The sequence below is a fragment of the Neptunomonas japonica DSM 18939 genome (assembly GCF_000422765.1).
In the GTDB taxonomy this organism is placed as follows: domain Bacteria; phylum Pseudomonadota; class Gammaproteobacteria; order Pseudomonadales; family Balneatricaceae; genus Neptunomonas; species Neptunomonas japonica.
In genome coordinates this window covers 84,506-104,566 of the sequence record NZ_AUGR01000017.1, presented here as the reverse complement: position 1 = coordinate 104,566, position 20,061 = coordinate 84,506, and the positions used below count along the sequence as shown (strand labels likewise).

Annotated in this window: 21 protein-coding genes; 1 reads left to right on the top strand and 20 read right to left on the bottom strand. The window is 45.2% G+C overall.

Features of this window, described 5'->3' with window-relative positions; genetic code table 11:
- Positions 1-4 precede the first annotated feature (4 nt).
- From fdx to G511_RS0112340, 8 genes are all read right to left on the bottom strand, one after another.
- Entirely contained in the window at positions 5-343 is a 339-nt protein-coding gene (gene fdx / locus G511_RS0112375) for an ISC system 2Fe-2S type ferredoxin (RefSeq protein WP_028469908.1), read from the bottom strand.
- On the bottom strand, positions 344-2,224 hold the full coding sequence (hscA, locus tag G511_RS0112370) for a Fe-S protein assembly chaperone HscA (RefSeq protein WP_028469907.1): 1,881 nt from the start codon (positions 2,222-2,224) through the stop codon (positions 344-346).
- A gap of 17 nt (positions 2,225-2,241) precedes the next feature.
- On the bottom strand, positions 2,242-2,775 hold the full coding sequence (gene hscB, locus G511_RS0112365) for a Fe-S protein assembly co-chaperone HscB (protein ID WP_028469906.1): 534 nt from the start codon (positions 2,773-2,775) through the stop codon (positions 2,242-2,244).
- Between the two features lie 20 nt (positions 2,776-2,795).
- Positions 2,796-3,122, bottom strand: a complete 327-nt coding sequence (iscA, locus tag G511_RS0112360; RefSeq protein WP_028469905.1) for an iron-sulfur cluster assembly protein IscA — start codon at positions 3,120-3,122, stop codon at positions 2,796-2,798.
- 51 nt (positions 3,123-3,173) lie between these two features.
- Positions 3,174-3,557: a Fe-S cluster assembly scaffold IscU gene (gene iscU, locus G511_RS0112355; RefSeq protein WP_028469904.1), complete on the bottom strand. Its 384-nt coding sequence runs from the start codon at positions 3,555-3,557 to the stop codon at positions 3,174-3,176.
- A gap of 27 nt (positions 3,558-3,584) precedes the next feature.
- Positions 3,585-4,799 (bottom strand): IscS subfamily cysteine desulfurase, encoded by a 1,215-nt coding sequence (locus tag G511_RS0112350; protein ID WP_028469903.1) that lies wholly within the window; start codon positions 4,797-4,799, stop codon positions 3,585-3,587.
- 19 nt (positions 4,800-4,818) lie between these two features.
- The gene (gene iscR, locus G511_RS0112345) at positions 4,819-5,316 is read right to left on the bottom strand and encodes a Fe-S cluster assembly transcriptional regulator IscR (protein WP_028469902.1); all 498 of its coding nucleotides are present in this window, start codon (positions 5,314-5,316) and stop codon (positions 4,819-4,821) included.
- Positions 5,317-5,484: 168 nt separating this feature from the next.
- Positions 5,485-6,231 (bottom strand): RNA methyltransferase, encoded by a 747-nt coding sequence (locus tag G511_RS0112340; RefSeq protein ID WP_028469901.1) that lies wholly within the window; start codon positions 6,229-6,231, stop codon positions 5,485-5,487.
- Positions 6,232-6,347: 116 nt separating this feature from the next.
- Between G511_RS0112340 and G511_RS0112335 the strand changes: the two genes are divergently transcribed.
- The gene (locus G511_RS0112335; RefSeq protein WP_028469900.1) at positions 6,348-7,151 is read left to right on the top strand and encodes an inositol monophosphatase family protein; all 804 of its coding nucleotides are present in this window, start codon (positions 6,348-6,350) and stop codon (positions 7,149-7,151) included.
- Between the two features lie 58 nt (positions 7,152-7,209).
- Here G511_RS0112335 and G511_RS0112330 read toward each other — a convergent pair whose 3' ends face one another.
- The 12 genes from G511_RS0112330 to G511_RS0112275 all read right to left on the bottom strand — a co-directional run bounded on the left by G511_RS0112330 (position 7,210) and on the right by G511_RS0112275 (position 20,036).
- Positions 7,210-8,505, bottom strand: coding sequence for an adenylosuccinate synthase (locus G511_RS0112330; RefSeq protein WP_028469899.1), 1,296 nt, complete (start codon positions 8,503-8,505; stop codon positions 7,210-7,212).
- 36 nt (positions 8,506-8,541) lie between these two features.
- Entirely contained in the window at positions 8,542-9,726 is a 1,185-nt protein-coding gene (locus G511_RS0112325) for an ATP phosphoribosyltransferase regulatory subunit (protein WP_028469898.1), read from the bottom strand.
- Positions 9,727-9,747: 21 nt separating this feature from the next.
- A complete protein-coding gene (locus tag G511_RS0112320) occupies positions 9,748-9,945 on the bottom strand; it encodes a DUF2065 domain-containing protein (protein ID WP_028469897.1) in 198 nt (65 codons plus the stop codon).
- A 115-nt stretch (positions 9,946-10,060) separates the two neighbouring features.
- On the bottom strand, positions 10,061-10,939 hold the full coding sequence (gene hflC, locus G511_RS0112315; protein WP_028469896.1) for a protease modulator HflC: 879 nt from the start codon (positions 10,937-10,939) through the stop codon (positions 10,061-10,063).
- Positions 10,936-12,141 carry an FtsH protease activity modulator HflK gene (hflK, locus tag G511_RS0112310; RefSeq protein WP_028469895.1) on the bottom strand — a complete coding sequence of 402 codons (1,206 nt, stop codon included), beginning with the start codon at positions 12,139-12,141 and terminating at the stop codon, positions 10,936-10,938. The genes hflC and hflK overlap by 4 nt, the downstream gene beginning before the upstream one ends.
- A gap of 49 nt (positions 12,142-12,190) precedes the next feature.
- Complete coding sequence (hflX, locus tag G511_RS0112305) at positions 12,191-13,489, bottom strand: ribosome rescue GTPase HflX (protein WP_028469894.1); 1,299 nt, start codon at positions 13,487-13,489, stop codon at positions 12,191-12,193.
- A 12-nt stretch (positions 13,490-13,501) separates the two neighbouring features.
- Positions 13,502-13,741 (bottom strand): RNA chaperone Hfq, encoded by a 240-nt coding sequence (hfq, locus tag G511_RS0112300; protein WP_028469893.1) that lies wholly within the window; start codon positions 13,739-13,741, stop codon positions 13,502-13,504.
- 107 nt (positions 13,742-13,848) lie between these two features.
- Complete coding sequence (gene miaA, locus G511_RS0112295) at positions 13,849-14,790, bottom strand: tRNA (adenosine(37)-N6)-dimethylallyltransferase MiaA (protein ID WP_036551968.1); 942 nt, start codon at positions 14,788-14,790, stop codon at positions 13,849-13,851.
- The gene (gene mutL / locus G511_RS0112290) at positions 14,790-16,619 is read right to left on the bottom strand and encodes a DNA mismatch repair endonuclease MutL (RefSeq protein WP_028469891.1); all 1,830 of its coding nucleotides are present in this window, start codon (positions 16,617-16,619) and stop codon (positions 14,790-14,792) included. Before mutL ends, miaA begins: the two co-directional genes overlap by 1 nt.
- A gap of 38 nt (positions 16,620-16,657) precedes the next feature.
- The gene (locus G511_RS0112285) at positions 16,658-18,001 is read right to left on the bottom strand and encodes an N-acetylmuramoyl-L-alanine amidase (protein WP_169565769.1); all 1,344 of its coding nucleotides are present in this window, start codon (positions 17,999-18,001) and stop codon (positions 16,658-16,660) included.
- Between the two features lie 41 nt (positions 18,002-18,042).
- Positions 18,043-18,525 (bottom strand): tRNA (adenosine(37)-N6)-threonylcarbamoyltransferase complex ATPase subunit type 1 TsaE, encoded by a 483-nt coding sequence (tsaE, locus tag G511_RS0112280; protein ID WP_028469889.1) that lies wholly within the window; start codon positions 18,523-18,525, stop codon positions 18,043-18,045.
- 5 nt (positions 18,526-18,530) lie between these two features.
- A complete protein-coding gene (locus G511_RS0112275) occupies positions 18,531-20,036 on the bottom strand; it encodes a bifunctional ADP-dependent NAD(P)H-hydrate dehydratase/NAD(P)H-hydrate epimerase (RefSeq protein WP_028469888.1) in 1,506 nt (501 codons plus the stop codon).
- Positions 20,037-20,061 lie beyond the last annotated feature (25 nt).

Here is a 20,061-nt window from a genome sequence, read left to right as displayed (position 1 = left end):
TCTTTTAATGGCGCTCGGATACCTGATTAATTGTATAACGAGGAATCTCCACCACTAAATCCTTATCCCCAACATTTGCCTGGCAACTTAAGCGTGATTCAGGTTCCAACCCCCAAGCCTTATCAAGCATATCGTCTTCAAGCTCATCAGACTCTTCAAGAGAGCCAAAACCCTCTCTAATCACGACATGACATGTCGTGCAAGCACAAGATTTTTCGCACGCATGCTCAATCTCAATACCATTTGCCAATGCCGCATCGCAAACCGTCACACCGGGTTCTACATCAATTACTTTACCATCGGGACACAAATCTTCATGGGGTAGAAAAATTATTTGCGGCACTTATGTAATCTCCTCAATTTCCTGAATACTATGCCCCTGCAACGCACGCTGAATATTCAAATCCATTCTGCGTGATGCAAATTCATCACTCGCTTTAGCTAGGTGCTCAACACCTAGCTCAATCTCGCGGGCGTCCGAACCATCGCGAACACCTTTTAACACAAGAATTTCAGCCTCTAAGCCTTTACGCTCATCATCCGTCAACAAAGCCTGCCCATCAATTTTTATTGCTTGTTCAAGTGCAGATACCAATCTATCCGCATCTACTTTTTGTTCACGTAGCAAACGTTTTTGCTTATCTGCTTCAGCTGATGAATAAGACGCTTTTAACATATCAGCAATCTGCATATCGCTTAAGCCGTATGAAGGCTTAACTTGAATACTACTTTCAACACCGGTAGATAGCTCTTTAGCTTCAACACTTAACAGACCATCAGCATCCACCTGGAACGTCACCCTGATTTTGGCAGCACCAGCCACCATCGCAGGGATGCCTTGCAACACAAAACGAGCTAGTGATCGGCAGTCTTCAACCAATTCACGCTCACCCTGCAAAATATGAACAGCCATAGCTGTTTGACCGTCTTGGTAGGTCGTAAACTCTTGAGCTCTTGCAACGGGAATCGCGGTATTTCGGTGAATCACCTTCTCAACCAAGCCACCCATGGTTTCTAGCCCGAGAGAAAGTGGAATAACGTCCAGCAATAACATTTCTGAATCAGGCTTATTACCTGCTAAAACATCGGCTTGAATAGCTGCACCAATGGCAACCACTCTATCAGGATCGATAGCAACATGTAGCGAACGCCCAAATAATGAAGCCACACGCTCGCGCACTAGAGGCACACGAGTTGAACCACCCACCATGACAATGTCATTCACATCATCTAAAGCGATACCAGCATCTCTTACTACACGCTTACAAGCGCGCACTGTTTTATCAACAAGTTTGGAAATCAACTCCTCAAACTGTAACCGAGAAATAGTCACAGAGACTTCTTTTCCAGCAATTTGCAAATTCACCCAAGCCTGATCATTTAACGTAAGCTGCTCTTTAGCTTCACGCGCCTGCTCCATGAGCTGACGGGAAAGACTCGCCGTCATTGTCATTGTCACATCTGCTTGAATCGCTAGCCACTCTGCTAAAGCTCTATCTAAGTCATCGCCACCTAAAGCACTATCGCCTCCAGTAGCTAACACTTCGAAGACACCTTTATTTAAACGAAGAACAGATACATCAAAGGTGCCACCACCTAAGTCATAAACAAGAATGACACCTTCATCTTTTTGGTCAAGGCCATAGGCAACGGCAGCAGCTGTAGGCTCGCTTAACAAGCGCAACACTTTAATATTAGCTAAGGTTGCCGCATCTTTCGTTGCTTGGCGCTGAGCATCATCAAAATAAGCCGGCACTGTAATCACGGCACCCGTTAATTCACCCTGAAGTGTTTCTTCAGCACGCTTAACCAACACTCGCAGAATATCTGCGGATACCTCAACAGGGCTTTTAGATCCAGCCACCGTTTTAATAAACGGCATACCACCTTGATCTTCCTCAAACTCGTAAGGAAGCACTTCACCAAAGGCAGCAACGTCTTTAATTCCACGCCCCATTAAACGCTTTACTGACACTATTGTGTTGTAAGCGTCTGAGGAAGCAAACTCTCTTGCACTAGAACCAACGACGGCCTCACCAGACTCCAAGTAACGGACAACAGAAGGTAAGAGGTGCCCACCGTCATGATCAGGCAATGTTGTAGACTCGCCGCTACGTACAGAAGCGACTAATGAATTGGTCGTGCCCAAATCTATACCTACAGCCAATCGATGCTGATGCGGCAGAGAACTCTGACCAGGCTCGGCTATTTGTAATAGTGCCATAATTTATTTATCACCTGTTAATCGAGCTCACTTTCAACCAGCTCGATCTCTTTCTGCAATTTAACCATGAACTGCATTTTACGAACGACGGCCGCCGCTCGCTCGAGCGACTCTGAGTCGCCTACAGCATAACATTCAGCAAATGTCCTTTGATATTCAGACAACTGCTGAGCAACGCCATCCATAAACTTATCAAGCGCAGCTTCAGGAGATGACATTACTTTAATGTCTTCTAGATCATCTCTAAGCGCCATTTGTTCAAACAAAAAAGCGGGCTCTAGCTGGACAGAAGCCTCACTGATTGTATCAATACCCTGTAGATGCAACAGATATTGTGCACGCCCCAGCGGGAATTTTAGCGTAGCGACCGCCTCATTCAGGTAAGCCGTATATTGAACCGACAACCTCTTTTCACGCTCAGATAGATGAGCAAAGCGATCTGGATGTAGTGTTTTTTGCAGCTCATGAGAACGCGCCGCAAGCGCTTTAAGATCAACATCATAGCTTTCTGGCAAGCCAAGAAAAGCAAAATAATTTTGTTGGATATCCATGATATTTAAAATATAGGTATCTAAACGTTAAAACTTTCACCGCAGCCACATTCACTACGAACATTGGGATTATTAAATGCAAAGCCTTCGTTCAGGCCCTCTTTAACAAAATCAAGCTCAGTACCATCAAGATAGGCCAAGCTTTTTGGGTCAATCACAATATTAACGCCAGCATCCATTTCAAAAACCTGGTCGTCAGAGTCCTGATGATCAACAAACTCAAGTACATAAGCCATACCTGAGCATCCCGATGTTCTCACACCAACACGAATACCAAAACCGCCACCACGTTTTTCTAGGTAGCCAGCCACATGTTTAATTGCCGCCGCTGTCATTGTAATTGCCATAATACCTTCCTACTGGTTATACCCATGTATAACCAGTTAATTCAACAGATCTTAAACAGACTGTTTTTTCTTATAGTCCTCAACTGCCGCTTTAATGGCATCTTCAGCCAATACTGAGCAGTGAATTTTCACAGGAGGCAGAGCTAGCTGATCTGCAATTTGCGTATTTTTTAGCTCAGCAGCTTGCTCAAGAGTCATCCCCTTAACCCACTCAGTAACAAGTGAACTGGAAGCAATTGCCGACCCGCAACCATAAGTCTTGAATTTAGCATCTTCGATAACGCCTTCATCATTAACTTTGATTTGCAAACGCATCACATCACCACAAGCTGGCGCACCCACCATACCTGTACCTACATGACTATCACTGTCATCCATTTTACCGACGTTACGCGGATTCTCGTAATGTTCGAGTACTTCTTCACTATAAGCCATATCAACCTCCAATTAGCGCAACAATTCTTAGTGGTGAACCCACTCAACTTTGCTTAAGTCCACACCGTCTTTAAACATATCCCACAGAGGCGACAGCTCACGAAGCTTACCTACTGCGGTTTTGAGCTGCCCAATCGCATGATCGATCTCTTCATTGGTAGTAAAACGACCGAATGAGAAACGAATAGAACTGTGCGCCAACTCATCGCTCAAGCCAAGTGCACGCAATACGTACGAAGGCTCAAGACTCGCCGATGTACAAGCAGAACCTGAAGAGACCGCTAAATCTTTTAGCGACATCAACAAAGATTCACCTTCCACAAAGGCAAAACTAATATTTAAGTTCGCAGGAACGCGCTGAGAAAAGGATCCATTGATATGAACTTCTTCCATATCTTTCAAACCTTCCCACAAACGGTCTCGCAGTGCCAACATATGAGCATTATCAGCCGCTAACTCTTCTTTAGCTAAACGAAATGCTTCACCCATGCCTACAATCTGATGTGTTGGTAATGTTCCTGAACGCATTCCTCGCTCATGACCACCGCCGTGCATAATCGCTTCAAGACGGATACGCGGTTTACGGCGCACATATAGAGCACCAATACCTTTAGGACCATAAATCTTATGCGCACTAAAAGACATAAGATCAACTTTCAGCTTTGTTAAATCAATTTCTACTTTACCGGCACTCTGAGCGGCATCTACATGAAAAATTATGCCTTTTTCACGTGTGATTTCACCAATAGCTGCGATATCAGTAATGGTGCCAATTTCGTTATTAACGTGCATCAAAGAAACGAGAATAGTGTCTTCACGTATAGCAGCAGACACCGTTTCAGGATGAATCAAGCCATCAGAGTCAGGATCAAGGTAAGTAACTTCAAAACCTTCTCTTTCTAACTGGCGACAAGTATCTAGAACCGCCTTATGCTCGATTCGAGATGTAATAATGTGCTTACCTTTCTTATGATAGAAGTGAGCAACACCCTTAATAGCCAAATTATCTGACTCAGTAGCTCCTGAAGTCCAAACAATCTCACGAGGATCCGCACTCAAAAGGTCAGCAACTTGCTTACGCGCTGTTTCTACCGCGTCTTCTGCTTTCCACCCAAATAAATGAGAACGGGAAGCAGGATTACCAAAATTACCGTCCAGCGTGAGGCATGCAACCATTTTTTCTGCCACACGAGGATCAACAGGTGTTGTTGCCGAATAATCAAAATAGATAGGAAACTTCATTCTTTAGCTCCAGCGCATTTTATACAGTGGCTTTATCAGCCAGTAAAGAGTCAGTGGCAGTCAGAAAAACCTGACTACTGTGGCGGCGATCTTGCCTATCAGCCACATCTTTTACATCTTTTCTTACCACCAGATCCGCCAATGAAATACCATTTAGAAAAGAGTGAATCTGGTTACTTAAATCACACCATAAGTGATGTGTCAGACACGTTTCCCCGTTCTGACAATCACCTTGACGGCCGCAGCCGGTTGCTTCTACAGACTCATTAACGGCATCAACCACTTGCGCAACGCTTATTGCCTGCTTCTCATGATTTAGCTGATAACCTCCGCCCGGACCTCTCACGCTTTTTACCAGACTATTTCTGCGTAATTTTGCAAAGAGTTGCTCTAAATAAGACAAAGAAATACCCTGCCTTTCAGAGATATCCGCCAAACTGATAGGCCCCTGCCCTTCATGCAGCGCTAAATCAAGCATTGCGGTAACAGCATATCGCCCTTTTGTTGTTAGTCGCATAAACAACCGCCCTTCATTCTTAATCTTGGGTAGCAGTATGTTTTAACCTACAAAAATAGTCAAGTATTAGTCCGAGCATTTAAGTAGGTTATTACTAATTCCGGCGCTACAATTTACCACTTTTAAAGACAGATGTCCGTAACGATAAAATCACATGCAGCTTCGAGGTCAATTAAGGTCATTTTTTTTCTGAATATGGCTCAACATGCCACGCAGAATATTGACCTCAACCTTATCTGGCACTGCTCTTTGAAATAAACGCCTCAAGCGCGGCATTAGGTGTCGAGGACTCTCAGGATCAAGAAAATCAACATCAATTAACACTTTTTCCAAATGATCAAATAGCAATTCAAGTTCGCGATGCTCTGCAAGCTCAACATCCCAGTCTGTCCCCCACTTAGGCGCCTGCAACTGTCCTTGCGACTCTTTCAGCTGAACCATACGCAACTCATATGCAATAACTTGCACTGCTGCTGCAAGGTTCAAAGAACTAAAACCTTCTACAGAAGGAATGTGCACATGAAGATGACAAAGCTGTAGTTCCTCATTTGTTAGGCCGCGATCTTCTCGACCAAAAACGATGGCTATTTTCTGCTCTTCTTGCAATGAAATAGCTACGCCAGCCAATTCATGAGGATCCATAACTGGCCAAGGGATATTCCTACCACGAGCACTAGCCCCCACCACTACATGCGCATCAGCAACAGCCTCCTCTAAAGAGTCAACTACCGAGGCAGTTTTCAAGATATCTGATGCACCTGCGGCGCGTGCATCAGCATCTCCAGAAGGGAAAACGCGAGGCACAACGAGAGAAAGATCGACAAGCCCCATATTTTTCATGGCACGTGCCACACCCCCAATATTGCCAGGATGCGTTGTATTTACGAGAACAATACGAATATTTTCTAATTTCATAACCAACTTCACATAAAAATCGACTAATAGTTTAACAGAATGTCACTCAGGTGTTCTGTCCTGGCCCTAGCTTTTGTATAATCATGCTTTGCTATCCAAACTGAGCACCAATACTAATGCAACCCATGCTAAACATTGCCCTTCGAGCGGCACGCATCGCTGGCGAACAGATTGCTCGCTCTGCCGAGCGAATTGACCTGATAAAATCAGAACAATCCAGCATCAGCGATTTCCTAAACGAAACTGCCACCAAAGCAGAGCAAACGATCGCTTACTCTATTCAGAAGGCTTACCCAAGCCACGCAATAGTGGGTGAATTCTCTGGTGTACACAAATCACTAGAAGAAAACACTGACGTCACTTGGCACATCAACCCTATCGATAGCATTTCCAATTTTACCAATGGGTTGCCTGTATTTGCTATTTGCATGTCAGCAGAGCTTAAAGGCCGCACAGAACACGCCCTTATCCTCAACCCAATCACTGGCGAAGAGTTTACCGCCAGCCGCGGTAACGGTGCTCACTTAAACGGCAAACGACTTCGCGTTAGCAACAAGCGCACACTAGAGCAAACCATTATTGGCTCTAGCTTTTTGAACAGCGCCGCAGAAAAAGCACAATTTGATACCTTTAAACAGATTTCATGCCAACTTCAGAGCGCTGACGCTATCCTTCACAACACCGGATCCGCGGCACTAAACATGGCGTATATGGCTGCAGGGCGTTTAGACGGTTTTATTCAGATAAAACTAAACCAAGGCACATTAACTACTGGCGCATTGATCATTCAGGAAGCCGGCGGCTTGCTAGGCGATTTAAAAGGCGGCAATGACTTCCGCAAGAATGGCAACACTGTATCTGCCAACCCTAAACTATTCAAAGCACTATTAAAGGCTATCCGCCCAGCAATAGAAGCATAAGCGTAGTTCTAGATATAAAAAAACCGGCTCTCGCCGGTTTTTTTATACGTACTACCTTTTAAACCGCAAAGGGATCACGCAAGACAATCGTTTCGACACGATCTGGACCTGTAGAAATAATATCTACCGGCGTTTCCAGCAACTCTTCTAAACGAGTGATATAACTCTTCGCAGCAGCAGGCAGCTCAGCTAAAGTCTGAGCACCTACGGTCGAGTCAGTCCAACCTGGCAACTCTTCATAAATCGGCTCAACTGCATCGTAGTCTTCACTACCTGTCAGCGTCTCAACCAAATTACCTTCAGCGTCACGGTAACCAACACAAACCTTAATTACCTCAAGCCCATCCAGCACATCTAATTTAGTCAGACAGATACCAGATACTGAGTTGACCTGAATTGCATGCTTAAGCGCTACAGCATCAAACCAACCACAACGACGCTCACGACCTGTAGTAGCACCAAACTCATGACCTCTTTCACCCAAGTACTGGCCGACCTCACAGTCAAGCTCAGTAGGGAATGGCCCACTACCGACTCTTGTAGTGTAAGCTTTGGTAATACCTAGAATGTAATCCAGATACAAAGGGCCAAAACCAGAACCCGTAGAGGCGCCACCAGCTGTCGTGTTAGATGAGGTTACGAATGGATAGGTACCATGATCAATATCCAACAATGATCCCTGCGCACCTTCAAACATGATGCTCTCATCATTTTTACGCATCTTATGAAGTATTGCCGTGACATCAGCCACCATAGGGCGCAACTGCTCAGCCATCTCAAGCGCTTCTGCCAACATACTATCGACATCAACTTCTTCAGCCTGATAATAGTTTTTCAGAACAAAGTTATGATACTTCATAACTTCGCGAAGCTTAGTTTCAAAGCGCTCAGCATTCATCAAATCAGATAGACGCAAACCTCGGCGCGCCACTTTATCTTCATAAGCAGGACCAATACCTCGACCCGTAGTACCGATTTTAGCTTCGCCTCGAGCCGCCTCACGCGCCTGATCTAATGCCACATGGTATGGCAAAATCAGCGGACAGGCAGGACTCAACCTTAAACGCTCACGTACTGGTACGCCAGCCTCTTCCAAGCCGCGCATCTCTTTCAATAAAGCTTCAGGAGAAAGCACTACGCCATTACCAATTAGACAGAGAACTTTTTCGCGCAAAATACCCGACGGTATTAAATGCAAAACAGTTTTCTTACCATCGATAACCAATGTATGCCCAGCATTATGGCCACCCTGAAAACGAGCAACCGCTGATACCTGCTCAGTTAGCAAATCGACAATTTTACCCTTGCCTTCATCGCCCCACTGAGTGCCTAAAACAACTACGTTCTTACCCATTGTTGTCTCTAGTTTATTTACGTTAATCGTATGTGATTACAGAGCCGCTAAGACCCACTCTTCACCCTGCTTAACCAATTTCTGGCTAAAAACCGCTGCATCAGTAGCCGTATCTCCAGGCAACTGTTGCATTACTCTAATTCCTTGAGATCGCAAATCAGCAATTTTTTGCATCAGATGAGTGTCACCACTCTCCGGTGCCAAAACGCCTCTTACAATATTTTCATCCACACTAGCAGCAAGGTCTGCTAATGTTTTCAGATCAGCACTAAAGCCCGTAGCCGGACGTGCTCTACCAAAATCTTTACCGATCGCATCATAGCGACCGCCTTTTGCTATTGCCTGACCAAAAACAGGTGTTAATGCAGAAAAAACCACACCCGTATGATAGTTATATCCGCGCAACTCACCTAGGTCAAAATACAAGTCTACCCCAGGGTAACGCTGCTGAATAATACTGGAAAGGCGCTCTAAATATGCAACAGCCTCCAAAATAGAAGCGTTAGTATCTGCAAATATATCTTTAGCTTTTGCCAGCACTTCTAAGCCACCATTCAACTTAGGCAACTCTGCCAACATAGCTATATAACTGGCATCAATATCCAGTGATTCCAAAAATTCCGACAGCTCAGGCAAAGCCTTACGCTGTAACAACTCCATATACTGAACTACGATAGAGGCATCTAAATTGGCTTCAACAACCAACCCCTGAAAGATCCCTACATGTCCAAGGTCCAAACTTAACTCGTCTTGCAGGCCTGAAGCATAGAGCGTCTCAAGCATCAAAGAAATTACTTCTATATCACTTTCTATTCCAGCATGCCCGTACAGCTCGGCACCTATCTGCAAAGGATTACGAGACGCCAACATATTGGCAGAATGCGTATGCAATACAGAACCACAATAACAAAGTCGATTTGCACCTTCTACATGCATTCGATGAGCATCAATTCTGGCTACCTGTGGCGTAATATCTGCACGAACACCCAACGTCTGACCTGTCAATTGATCAACCAATTTAAAGGTATTTAGCTCAAGATCTTTACCGGCACCCGTCAAAAGCGAGTCAAAATGCTCCATCAAAGGCGGCATCACTAAGTCATAGCCCCAGCTATCATAAAGATCGAGCATCTTACGGCGTAATACTTCAACCTGACGCGCATTTGGCGGCAGCATTTCTTTAACGCCATCAGGAAGCAACCAGCGATCAGCCAATGCCATGTATAACTCCAAAACCTATTATCAATGAATCAGATAAAGACCCAGCACACCCGCAAGCATGCTAAGCAAACCAATAATTCGCAGTGTGCGATCATCTATATTAGCTAGCTGCTCCACCATTCCCCGCCAACGATGTGGATAAAGAAAAGGTAAAACACCTTCCAGAATCATCACCAGACAAAAAGCTATTGCTATTTCATACCAAAACTCTGATGACATTCACTACCAGCCGCACTTTACATAAAAAAACCGGGACTAGGCCCGGTTTTGACGATTTTAACATGGAATCACTAACAAAGTGCAGTCGATTCCTACTTTCTCTTACGACTTTATACTATTTTTCAGCACCAGCTGAATTCGATAAGTATTTAAAGAACTCACTATCAGGCTTAAGCAACATGACATCGCCATTACCTGAAAAGGCCTCTGTATAAGCTTTTAAGCTACGCGTAAAAGAGTAAAACTCAGAATCTTTACTGTATGCATTCGCATAAATAGCAGCAGCCGACGCATCACCTTCACCTCGCAAGCCTTCTGATTCACGGTAAGCTTCAGCAACCAACACTGTTTTCTGGCGGTCTGCATCAGCTCGAATCCCCTCTGCCAACTCAAAACCACGTGAACGCAACTCACGCGCTTCACGCTCACGTTCAGTACGCATACGCTCATAAACAGAGTTTGATACTTCTGGTGGCAGCTCTACACGCTTAACACGCACATCAATGATGCTAACACCCAACTCTTTAGAAGCCACCTCATTCAAGCGTCGAATAACTTCCGTCATTACTTCATCACGCTCCCCTGACACCACTTCGTTCAGAGTACGCGCACCAAACTGGTTACGCAGCTCATTCTCTACACGAGCAGAAAGCAGATCAGCAGCCCTGAACTCATCACCAGACGTTGCCGTATAGTAAGTTTCAACGCTGTTAATTTTCCACTTCAAAAAAGCATCAACAATTAGACGCTTCTTCTCGATAGTTAAGAACGCTTGCGGACGACTATCCAGCGTCAAAACACGACCATCGAATTTGCGAATGGTATTAACGAACGGAATCTTAAAACTCAGCCCCGGTTTAATATCCGGCTCAACAATCTCACCAAACTGCAATTTAACTGCACGTTCCGTTTCTTTAATAATATAAACAGACTTAGATGCAACTAGTATAATTACGCCCGCAAGGATGATTGAAAATAGTGCTTTCGTACTCATTGTCTACCCTCCCTACGAGTTGTCGCTTGGCTTTGTCTAATCTGATCCACTACTTGATTAGTCACACTTCTTAAAGACTGGTCATCTAAACGCAGGTTACCTGAAGTAACAGCAGGCTGACGACTACCATTGTTCTGGATAAGTTTATCCACAGGCAGATACATCATATTATTACCGCCTTCTACATCAATCAGCACTTTAGCGTTCTTAGCCAAGACTTCTTGCATCGCATCAAGATAGAGACGCTCACGCGTAACACCAGGCGCTTTTTCATACTCAGTTAACAGAGCTGTAAAACGTTTCGATTCACCCTCCGCCTTAGAAACAACCTGCTCACGATAAGCACTTGCCTCTTCCAACATACGCTGTGCTTTACCACGCGCCTCAGGAACAACACCGTTAGCATAAGATTGCGCTTCGTTTTTAACTCGCTGCTCATCTTCACGCGCTTTGATTACATCATCGAATGCATCTTGCACTTGGCTAGGCGCCTGGGCATTTTTGATGTTCACCTGAGTAATGGAGATACCCGTGTTGTAGTCTGACATATAGCGCTGCAAACGTTCCTGCACCTGAATAGCCAGCGTTTCACGACCTTCCGTCAGGATTGAATGCATTTCAGATGAACCAACCACATGGCGCAAAGCCGACTCAGCCGCATTAGAAAGACTACCATCCGGATCACGTACACTTAGCTCATAAGCTTTAGGGTCAGCAACAACATACTGAGCGGTCATGGCAACATCCACGATGTTTTCATCTTCGGTCAGCATCAACGCCTGATGATCATGGCTACGAACACGCGTAGTATTTACGATACTTACTTCATCAATAAGCGGTGGATTCCACTGCAAACCAGGATTAACCGTTTCGCTATACTTACCTAAAGTAAGCACGACACCACGCTCCTGCTGATCGACGGTGTAAAAACCCATACCGCCCCATGCAAGAACTGCAACAGCAAGTACAACCCAAATAAAAGCACTGTTACTGCCTGCGGGAGAACTACCACCGCCTCCACCACCGCTTTTTTTGCCCGATCCACCAAAAAGATCGTTCAGTCGGTCTTGCAGCTTACGTAGCGCCTCATCTAAATCTGGTGGGCCTTGATCATTACCACGGTTGCCCTTGTCGTTGCGCTTATCACCGCCACCCCAAGGATCCTGGCCATTACCATTGCCGCCAGGCTCGTTCCAAGCCATATAGTTCTCCGTTAAAAATCAAAATTTAATAAATTCAGTGAAGAAGATGTTAATAGACCTCTTCTACACGATATTGTTCAGTTGCCATACCCAAGCGACTTAGCATTTGTAATAAGTCTTTGCGCTGCAAACGAATCTCCAGCTGCATATCACCGTGCTCGTCAATAACTTCATTCAAGACGGCACTTTGGGCATAAAGGTGAGCACGTAACTGCCCATCTTTTGGCTTTAAACTGATTGTATCGTGAAATACATCATCAGACAGCCGCTCATTGACAGCACTCAATAATAAATCAATGCCATCGCCCGATACTGCTGATAGCCAAACGCGCACTGGCTCACCATCACTATTTCTATCAATACGTGCTTTCTGGCCAGGCATCAAATCAATTTTATTGTAGACCTGAAGCAATGGCACATCATCAGCACCAATCTCTTTAAGTACACGTTCCACTTCATCAATATGGCCTTGCCGCTCATCGTCACACGCATCAATTAGATGCAACAACAAAGTCGCATCTGTTGTTTCTTGAAGTGTCGCACGAAAAGATTCAACCAATTTGTGTGGCAAGTGACGGATAAATCCAACCGTGTCCGCAAGAATTGCGGGACCAACATCGTCCAACTCTATTTTACGTAACGTCGGATCTAGCGTGGCGAACAACTGATCAGCCACATACACCTCTGCGTCAGTCATTTTATTAAATAATGACGACTTACCCGCATTGGTGTAGCCCACTAACGAAATAGTTGGCACTTCAGCACGCTGCCTTGAGCGGCGACCTTGCTCTCGCTGCTTCTGAACTTTATCCAGGCGGGCAAGAATAGTTTGAATTCGCGCTCGTAACAATCGTCTATCTGTCTCAAGCTGACTCTCACCCGGACCACGTAGACCGATACCACCTTTTTGGCGCTCAAGGTGAGTCCAGCCTCGTACTAAGCGAGTAGACATATGCTCCAATTGAGCAAGCTCTACTTGCAACTTACCCTCATGGGTTCTGGCACGTTGCGCAAAAATATCTAATATAAGCCCTGTACGATCCAATACACGACACTGGATCACACGCTCAATATTTCGTTCTTGAGCAGGAGACAAAGCATGATTAAAAATAACCAATTCAGCTTCATGTAACTGGGTAAGCTGTCTTAATTCTTCAAGTTTTCCAGTACCAATAAAGAACTTTGCAGTAGGCCTTTGACGGCTGCCCGTTAGTATTTCAACAGGATCAGCCCCGGCAGACAGTGCGAGCTCTTCGAGCTCGCGCGGGGATTCTTGGATAGCCTTAGCAGACATCTCCATATGAACGAGTATGGCTTTTTCGCCTGACTCAGGACGTTCAAAAAACAATCAGTTTATACCTCAGTCGGGTTGTACTTCATCAGGCTGTGGCAGTTTCACCGGGCGTGATGGGACAACCGTAGAAATGGCGTGTTTATACACCATCTGGCTTACCGTATTCTTAAGCAAAATAACAAATTGATCGAAAGATTCAATCTGCCCCTGCAGCTTAATACCGTTTACCAAGAAAATTGAAACGGGAACACGTTCCTTGCGTAGAACGTTCAGATAAGGGTCTTGTAGAGACTGCCCTTTTGACATTGGAAACTCCTTCCTGATGAATACTTCATTTATTATGTTAGGTCATTTATCTAAAAATGATAATAAAACCTTTTTGTGCACAGCACCAAAACCATATAACTACAGCATTATATAATGGCTGTATCAAACAATTTCAAGCTGTGATTGAGAATATCTTTATCTTCGCTCTTCAACCAGTGTAAGTTTTCCCAGCTTCTGAGCCATGTTATCTGCCTTTTAGCCAGCTGGCGCGTCGCAATAATACCTTTTTCGACCATAGTGTCATAATCCCATTCGCCATCAAGGTATGACCATACTTGTCGATAACCAACACAGCGCACAGATGGCATTTGCGTATGTAGATCACCACGTTGATGCAGCGCCTTAACCTCATCAACAAAGCCTTCCTCTAACATTATTTTATAACGCAGTGCAATCCGCTCATGTAAGGTTTTGCGCTCTTCAGGCATTACAGCTAAATTAAGAACGTTGTATCCAAAACTCTGGCTTTCTTGTTCAGCCCACAACTGCGTTAACGTGCGCCCTGTCAGCTCATAGACTTCTAAGGCGCGCTGCAAGCGCTGGGAATCATTCGGCGCTAAACGCTTTGCTGATTCAGGATCAATAATAGATAACTGCGCATGCAATGCAGGCCACCCCTCACGCTCTCCTTGTTCCAACAAGCGCTGACGTACTTCTGGATCAGCCTCAGGCAAAGGCGCCAACCCTTTTATTAGGGCGTTATAATACATCATAGTGCCCCCTACCAAGAGCGGAATACGACCTTTTGCGGTTATTTCAGCCATCTCTCTTAAGGCATCTGCCCTAAACTCTGCAGCAGAGTAACTTTGTGAAGGATCGATAATATCGACTAAGCGGTGCGGGTATTTTTTTAACATCCCCACGTCGGGTTTAGCTGTACCGATATCCATACCTTTATAAACCAGGGCAGAATCAACACTGATGATGTCACAAGGCAGCTCTTCAGTAAGACGCATCGCTAAATCAGTTTTACCTGCAGCGGTAGGCCCCATTAAAAAAATTGCTGGAGGCAACTTAATAGCAACCATCACTGCCCCCTCATAAATAATTTATCAAGTTCACCCATACTTAGCTGGGTCCAGGTTGGACGGCCATGATTGCATTGGCCACTACGCTCAGTTGCCTCCATATCTCGTAATAGGCTATTCATTTCAGGAAGTGTCAACTGGCGGTTAGCACGAACAGCGCCATGACATGCCATCGTGGCTAATAGCTCATTCATATGCTCTTCTAAACGACGACTACTGCCAAACATCATCATATCAGACAACACATCACGCAGTAGTTGCTCTACATTAGCTTTGGCAAGTGTTACGGGTACTTGGCGAATCACTATCGTCTCTTCGCCCATTCGCGCTAGTTCAAACCCTAGCTTTTCAAACAGCTCATCGAACTCTTCTGCTGCATCGGCTTCCCGTACACTTAGCGCCACACTAACAGGCACTAGTAGAGGCTGACTTCTAACACCTTCGGCCTCACAAGCCAACTTTAAGCGCTCATAGACAATGCGTTCGTGGGCTGCATGCATATCCACCAGCACCAAGCCTTCCTTATTTTGAGACAGAACGTAGATCCCATGCAGCTGCGCTACGGCATACCCCAACGGTGGAACCTCAGCCATTTCATCAGACTCAAACGACACCACAGGTGGACTCGCAGAAAAACCACTCGATGAAGGCTGTGAAAAGCTACGATTTTGGTGCAGCTGCCCGTATGGAGCTATCTGCTCATTAACACCGGATATTTCACGCGGCTGATGCAGCGGCATATATTGCTGATCAAACTTTTGTTCAGTGGTTGCCTCTACTGCTGTTAATTCCTGTAGAGCGGGTACATTCGAAGCATCGGGACGAATTTCGCCAATCACTCGATGGATAGACCTGAAAATAAAATCATGGACCAACCGGCCTTCACGAAAGCGAACCTCGTGCTTCGTTGGATGCACATTTACATCCACCAAGGCGGGATCTAGCTCCAAATACAGTACATAAGCAGGATGTCGTCCATGAAAAAGCACATCGGCATAGGCCTGTCGCACGGCGTGTGTAACCAACTTATCTCTAATCATCCGCCCATTAACAAAGAAGTACTGTAAATCAGCCTGACTACGAGAAAATGTCGGCAGCCCGATCCAACCTCTAAGGCTTAAACCAGAAGCTTCTGCGTTCATATCAACGTGTAACGACTGATCAACAAATGCAGGTCCACAGACAGCTGCAACACGGCGTTCTTGCTCTGCTTTAACACTGGCAGGCTTTAATTGATGGATAACACGCCCATTGTGCTTCAATTGAAAAGCAACATCAAAGCGGCTCAACGCTAAGCGCTTCACCACCTCTTCAAGATGTTTAAATTCGGTGTTTTCAGTTTTTAAAAATTTACGGCGCGCCGGCGTATTAAAGAACAGATCGCGCATTTCAACCGTAGTACCCTGCGGGTGTGCTGCGGGTGACAATTGCGCCGACATATCTCGTCCCTCAGTCTGCACCTGCCAAGCATGCTCACTGCAGATACGCCGCGAGGTTAGCGTCAAGCGCGACACGGAGCTGATACTCGCTAGCGCCTCTCCCCGAAAGCCTAAACTGGCTACCGCTTCCAAATCTTCAAGTTCATAAATTTTAGAGGTTGCATGGCGACTCAATGCTAACGGCAGGTCATCTTTTTCAATACCATCGCCATCATCACGGATACGAATTAATTTAATTCCCGCCTGTTCAACATCAACTTCCAGACGAGTAGCACCGGCATCCAGACTGTTTTCCAGTAATTCTTTTACGACAGACGCAGGCCGTTCGACCACCTCTCCTGCTGCTATTTGGTTGGCCAGACGAGGAGACAATAAATGAATTTGTGACATGAAAACTCTAATTAATACCTGATTTAAAACTAAAAAAACTAACTAGTGGGAATACGTAAAACCTGACCAATACGGATTTTGTCGCCTTTAATGTCATTTGTTTTACGTAAAACATTCAACTTAACACCATGACGCGATGCAATCACTGATAGTGTATCACCGCTGACCACTTGATAACGACGCTGTCCAGACTGTTTATAGCCGCCATTCTTTTTATAAGCAATGTAAGTGTAAGCGGGAGGTTTATTCCAAAAGTGGGACTTAATGCCAGCATAAATTGCCTTAGCCATTTTACGCTGATAGGCTTTTGTTTTCAGTAACCTAGCCTCTCCTGGGTTTGAAATAAAACCGGTCTCCACCAAAATTGACGGGATATCAGGTGATTTCAGCACCATAAAGCCTGCACTTTCTACTCGAGACTTATGCATTTTAGCAAATTTACCGACATTCCCATGAATTTTACTGGCGATTTGCAGGCTATCTGAACGGCTTGCCGTCATCGACATATCTAACAAAACACCCGCTAGCACATCATCTTTATCTTCAAGGCTGACACTACCAACACCCCCAATCAGATCGGCACTGTTCTCTTTTCGTGCCAACCAGCGCCCCACTTCACTGGTTGCCCCTCTACTGGACAATACCCACACTGAAGCACCGCGCGCTCTAGAATCTTTAAACGCATCAGCATGAATAGAAACAAATAAGTCTGCGTTTTTATTACGTGCTTTTTTTGTACGTCCACGCAAACTGATATAATAGTCCCCCGAACGTATCAGCTCTGCTTTAAAACCTTTTTCTTTATCAATCAGACGCTTAACTTCTTTTGATATACCTAAAACCACATCTTTTTCACGTACTCGACCAGCGCCAATTGCCCCAGGATCTTCACCACCGTGCCCCGCATCTATCGCAATAACGATATCTCGCAACTTACCCTTTGTGTCACTAGGGGTCGCCGTCTTAACAACCGTCTCTTTTGCCGTGTTAAAAAGATCAAGAACCAAACGATACCCATATTGGTCATTGGGTTTTAAATCAAAACTTCTAGGGCGAATACTTTTATTAAGATCCAACACCACGCGTAAGTTCTTGCCCTTCGTGCTGGTACGCACTTGCTTGATAGGGCTTCCTTTAAGGTTCAACTTAGAAAGGCGGGTTTTGACAGCGGCGTTGTTAATATCTAACACCAAGCGATCAGGCTTATTCAACGTGAAGATCTTGTGTGTTACAGGACCACTGAGGTCGAACACAAGACGAGTATTATCGGGTGCCAACCACATACGGACATTTTTGATGTCTGCAGCATATACAAAGCCTACCGACAGTACGCAACTTATTAGTATTGAAATGCGTACTATGTATTTAATCAAACAAGTCATCATGTCAGGTTAGTCGACGCTCTCTGTTATTAGTTCAGTGATTAGTTTAATGCTTCATTATCAAGCTGTTGAGATAAGTTATCGGCCGCAGCCTTACCTTTTTGAGTCTTAGCTTTCCAGCTAATAGAACGCCCCTCTCCTGAGACATCCAAAAACACCTCTAAATCAGCTTCAGGCAATAAACCTTCACCTTTATCTGGCCACTCAATCAAGCATAACGACGTATCAGTAAAATAGTCCCGAATGCCCATATATTCCAACTCTTCAGGGTCCATCAAGCGATACAAGTCAAAATGATAAATAGTGCCGTCATCCTGCTCATAAGGCTCTACAAGCGTATAAGTTGGACTTTTAACCGTACCTTGATGGCCTGCGGCTCGAATAACCCCGCGGCTTAATGTTGTTTTGCCCATACCTAGATCGCCAACTAGGTTAACGACGCCCTGATGCTGCATTGCACGCAGTAACTCAGCACCAAACTGCTCCATGGCAGCTTCATCTTTTGCAAAAAATTCTTGTTGCATTTAACTTACACTTTTTCGTTTAAAATCAATCTAACATAAGGGAAAAGATCTGTCGCTTTCAAGCCCCGCTCCCCACTTTGCTGCACACATAAATCTGCAGCCGCCGAGTGAGCATATACGCCAACTCTAGCCGCATCAACTGGGCTTAGCTTTTGCGCTAATAAGCCACCGATAATGCCTGACAATACATCTCCCATACCACCCGATGCCATACCTGGATTTCCGGCACTGCACAAATGTACTACATCACCATCTGTAATCAGCGATCCAGCGCCCTTTAGTACAACAGTACCACCCGCCACACCTTGCAGCTCCATCACACTAGCAATGCGATCTTTTTGCAGTAAATCAATCTCGCTCCTCAACAAACGAGCGGCCTCACCAGGATGAGGTGTTAAGATCCAATTTTTACGTGATAACTGATTAAACTTACCTTTCTTCAATAAAATATTTAAGCCATCAGCATCAATGACCGCAGGCAGATTGCTTTTCCATACCGTTTGAAGCATCTGATCTGCCCATGCCTGCTGTCCTAATCCGGGGCCAAACACTATAACATCAGCCTGTTCAAGCAAAGGTAATAGCTCAAGCCCAGACTCAACAGCACGCACCATTACCTCTGGGCATCGGCATAATGCCGCTGTTATATGCTCAGCTCTTGTTGCTAAGGTGACTTTTCCCGCGCCGCTATAAAGCGCCGCTTCAGCTGCCATAATAGCAGCGCCGCCCATTCCTTGATCACCGCCAATAACGAGCACGTGACCAAAAGAGCCCTTATGGGCCGACCTTGAACGTACAGGTAAGCACTCAACTACATCATCAGCGCCTAAGCGAAAAGCGCTGACAGAAACCTGTTCATATACTGATTCAGGTATATGCAAACCATCAAACAATAGCTCGCCTATATGCTCAACAGCTTGGTGCATGAAAAGCCCGAGCTTTAGACCTATAAAAGTAACAGTAACATCGGCTTTAACAGCACAACCTAAAACTCGCCCAGTATCTGCGCATAGCCCTGAAGGAATATCAACAGAGATCACAGGACGTGGCCGTCGATTCAGCTTATTGATCGCTAATTGGAATGGCCCACGAATATTACCGGTCAAGCCAGTCCCTAATAGAGCATCAACGATCACATCACCTTCAAACGGTTGGTCATCTTGGAAGACATCGAACTTAACACCTTCACCGCTTGCCCATAGCCACGCTTCTCTGGCCTCTCCTCTAAGCTCGCTAGCAAAATCATCACTACCCACGAAGAGCGCTTGCACTGATAAGCCTTTTTGTCGCGCCAATGCAGCAACAACAAAACCATCACCGCCATTATTTCCGCCCCCACATAGCACCGTAAGGTTTTTAATATCTGGCCAACGTTTTTGAATTTCTAAGAAAACAGCACGCCCTGCTCGCTTCATTAATGTAAAGCCAGGTATACCGGCTTCATCAATAGCGGTTTTATCCAGCAAACGAGTTTGCTCAGCTGTGTATAATGTACCGGGTAGCTCTTTCATAACCTTACGCTTCCAAACACTGTGT

Bases quoted from the DNA above. Each gene is read 5' to 3' on its own strand.
- tsaE (WP_028469889.1), bottom strand. From the start codon at position 18,525: ATGCAACAAGAATTTTTTGCAAAAGATGAAGCTGCCATGGAGCAGTTT.
- miaA (WP_036551968.1), bottom strand. From the start codon at position 14,790: ATGGTTGCTATTAAGTTGCCTCCAGCAATTTTTTTAATGGGGCCTACC.
- iscR (WP_028469902.1), bottom strand. From the start codon at position 5,316: ATGCGACTAACAACAAAAGGGCGATATGCTGTTACCGCAATGCTTGAT.
- G511_RS0112275 (WP_028469888.1), bottom strand. From the start codon at position 20,036: ATGAAAGAGCTACCCGGTACATTATACACAGCTGAGCAAACTCGTTTG.
- iscA (WP_028469905.1), bottom strand. From the start codon at position 3,122: ATGGCAATTACAATGACAGCGGCGGCAATTAAACATGTGGCTGGCTAC.
- G511_RS0112325 (WP_028469898.1), bottom strand. From the start codon at position 9,726: ATGGCATTGGCTGATCGCTGGTTGCTTCCTGATGGCGTTAAAGAAATG.
- G511_RS0112340 (WP_028469901.1), bottom strand. From the start codon at position 6,231: ATGAAATTAGAAAATATTCGTATTGTTCTCGTAAATACAACGCATCCT.
- hflC (WP_028469896.1), bottom strand. From the start codon at position 10,939: ATGAGTACGAAAGCACTATTTTCAATCATCCTTGCGGGCGTAATTATA.
- hscA (WP_028469907.1), bottom strand. From the start codon at position 2,224: ATGGCACTATTACAAATAGCCGAGCCTGGTCAGAGTTCTCTGCCGCAT.
- hfq (WP_028469893.1), bottom strand. From the start codon at position 13,741: ATGTCAAAAGGGCAGTCTCTACAAGACCCTTATCTGAACGTTCTACGC.
- G511_RS0112285 (WP_169565769.1), bottom strand. From the start codon at position 18,001: ATGACTTGTTTGATTAAATACATAGTACGCATTTCAATACTAATAAGT.
- G511_RS0112320 (WP_028469897.1), bottom strand. From the start codon at position 9,945: ATGTCATCAGAGTTTTGGTATGAAATAGCAATAGCTTTTTGTCTGGTG.
- G511_RS0112350 (WP_028469903.1), bottom strand. From the start codon at position 4,799: ATGAAGTTTCCTATCTATTTTGATTATTCGGCAACAACACCTGTTGAT.
- G511_RS0112330 (WP_028469899.1), bottom strand. From the start codon at position 8,505: ATGGGTAAGAACGTAGTTGTTTTAGGCACTCAGTGGGGCGATGAAGGC.
- hscB (WP_028469906.1), bottom strand. From the start codon at position 2,775: ATGGATATCCAACAAAATTATTTTGCTTTTCTTGGCTTGCCAGAAAGC.
- mutL (WP_028469891.1), bottom strand. From the start codon at position 16,619: ATGTCACAAATTCATTTATTGTCTCCTCGTCTGGCCAACCAAATAGCA.
- hflK (WP_028469895.1), bottom strand. From the start codon at position 12,141: ATGGCTTGGAACGAGCCTGGCGGCAATGGTAATGGCCAGGATCCTTGG.
- G511_RS0112335 (WP_028469900.1), top strand. From the start codon at position 6,348: ATGCAACCCATGCTAAACATTGCCCTTCGAGCGGCACGCATCGCTGGC.
- iscU (WP_028469904.1), bottom strand. From the start codon at position 3,557: ATGGCTTATAGTGAAGAAGTACTCGAACATTACGAGAATCCGCGTAAC.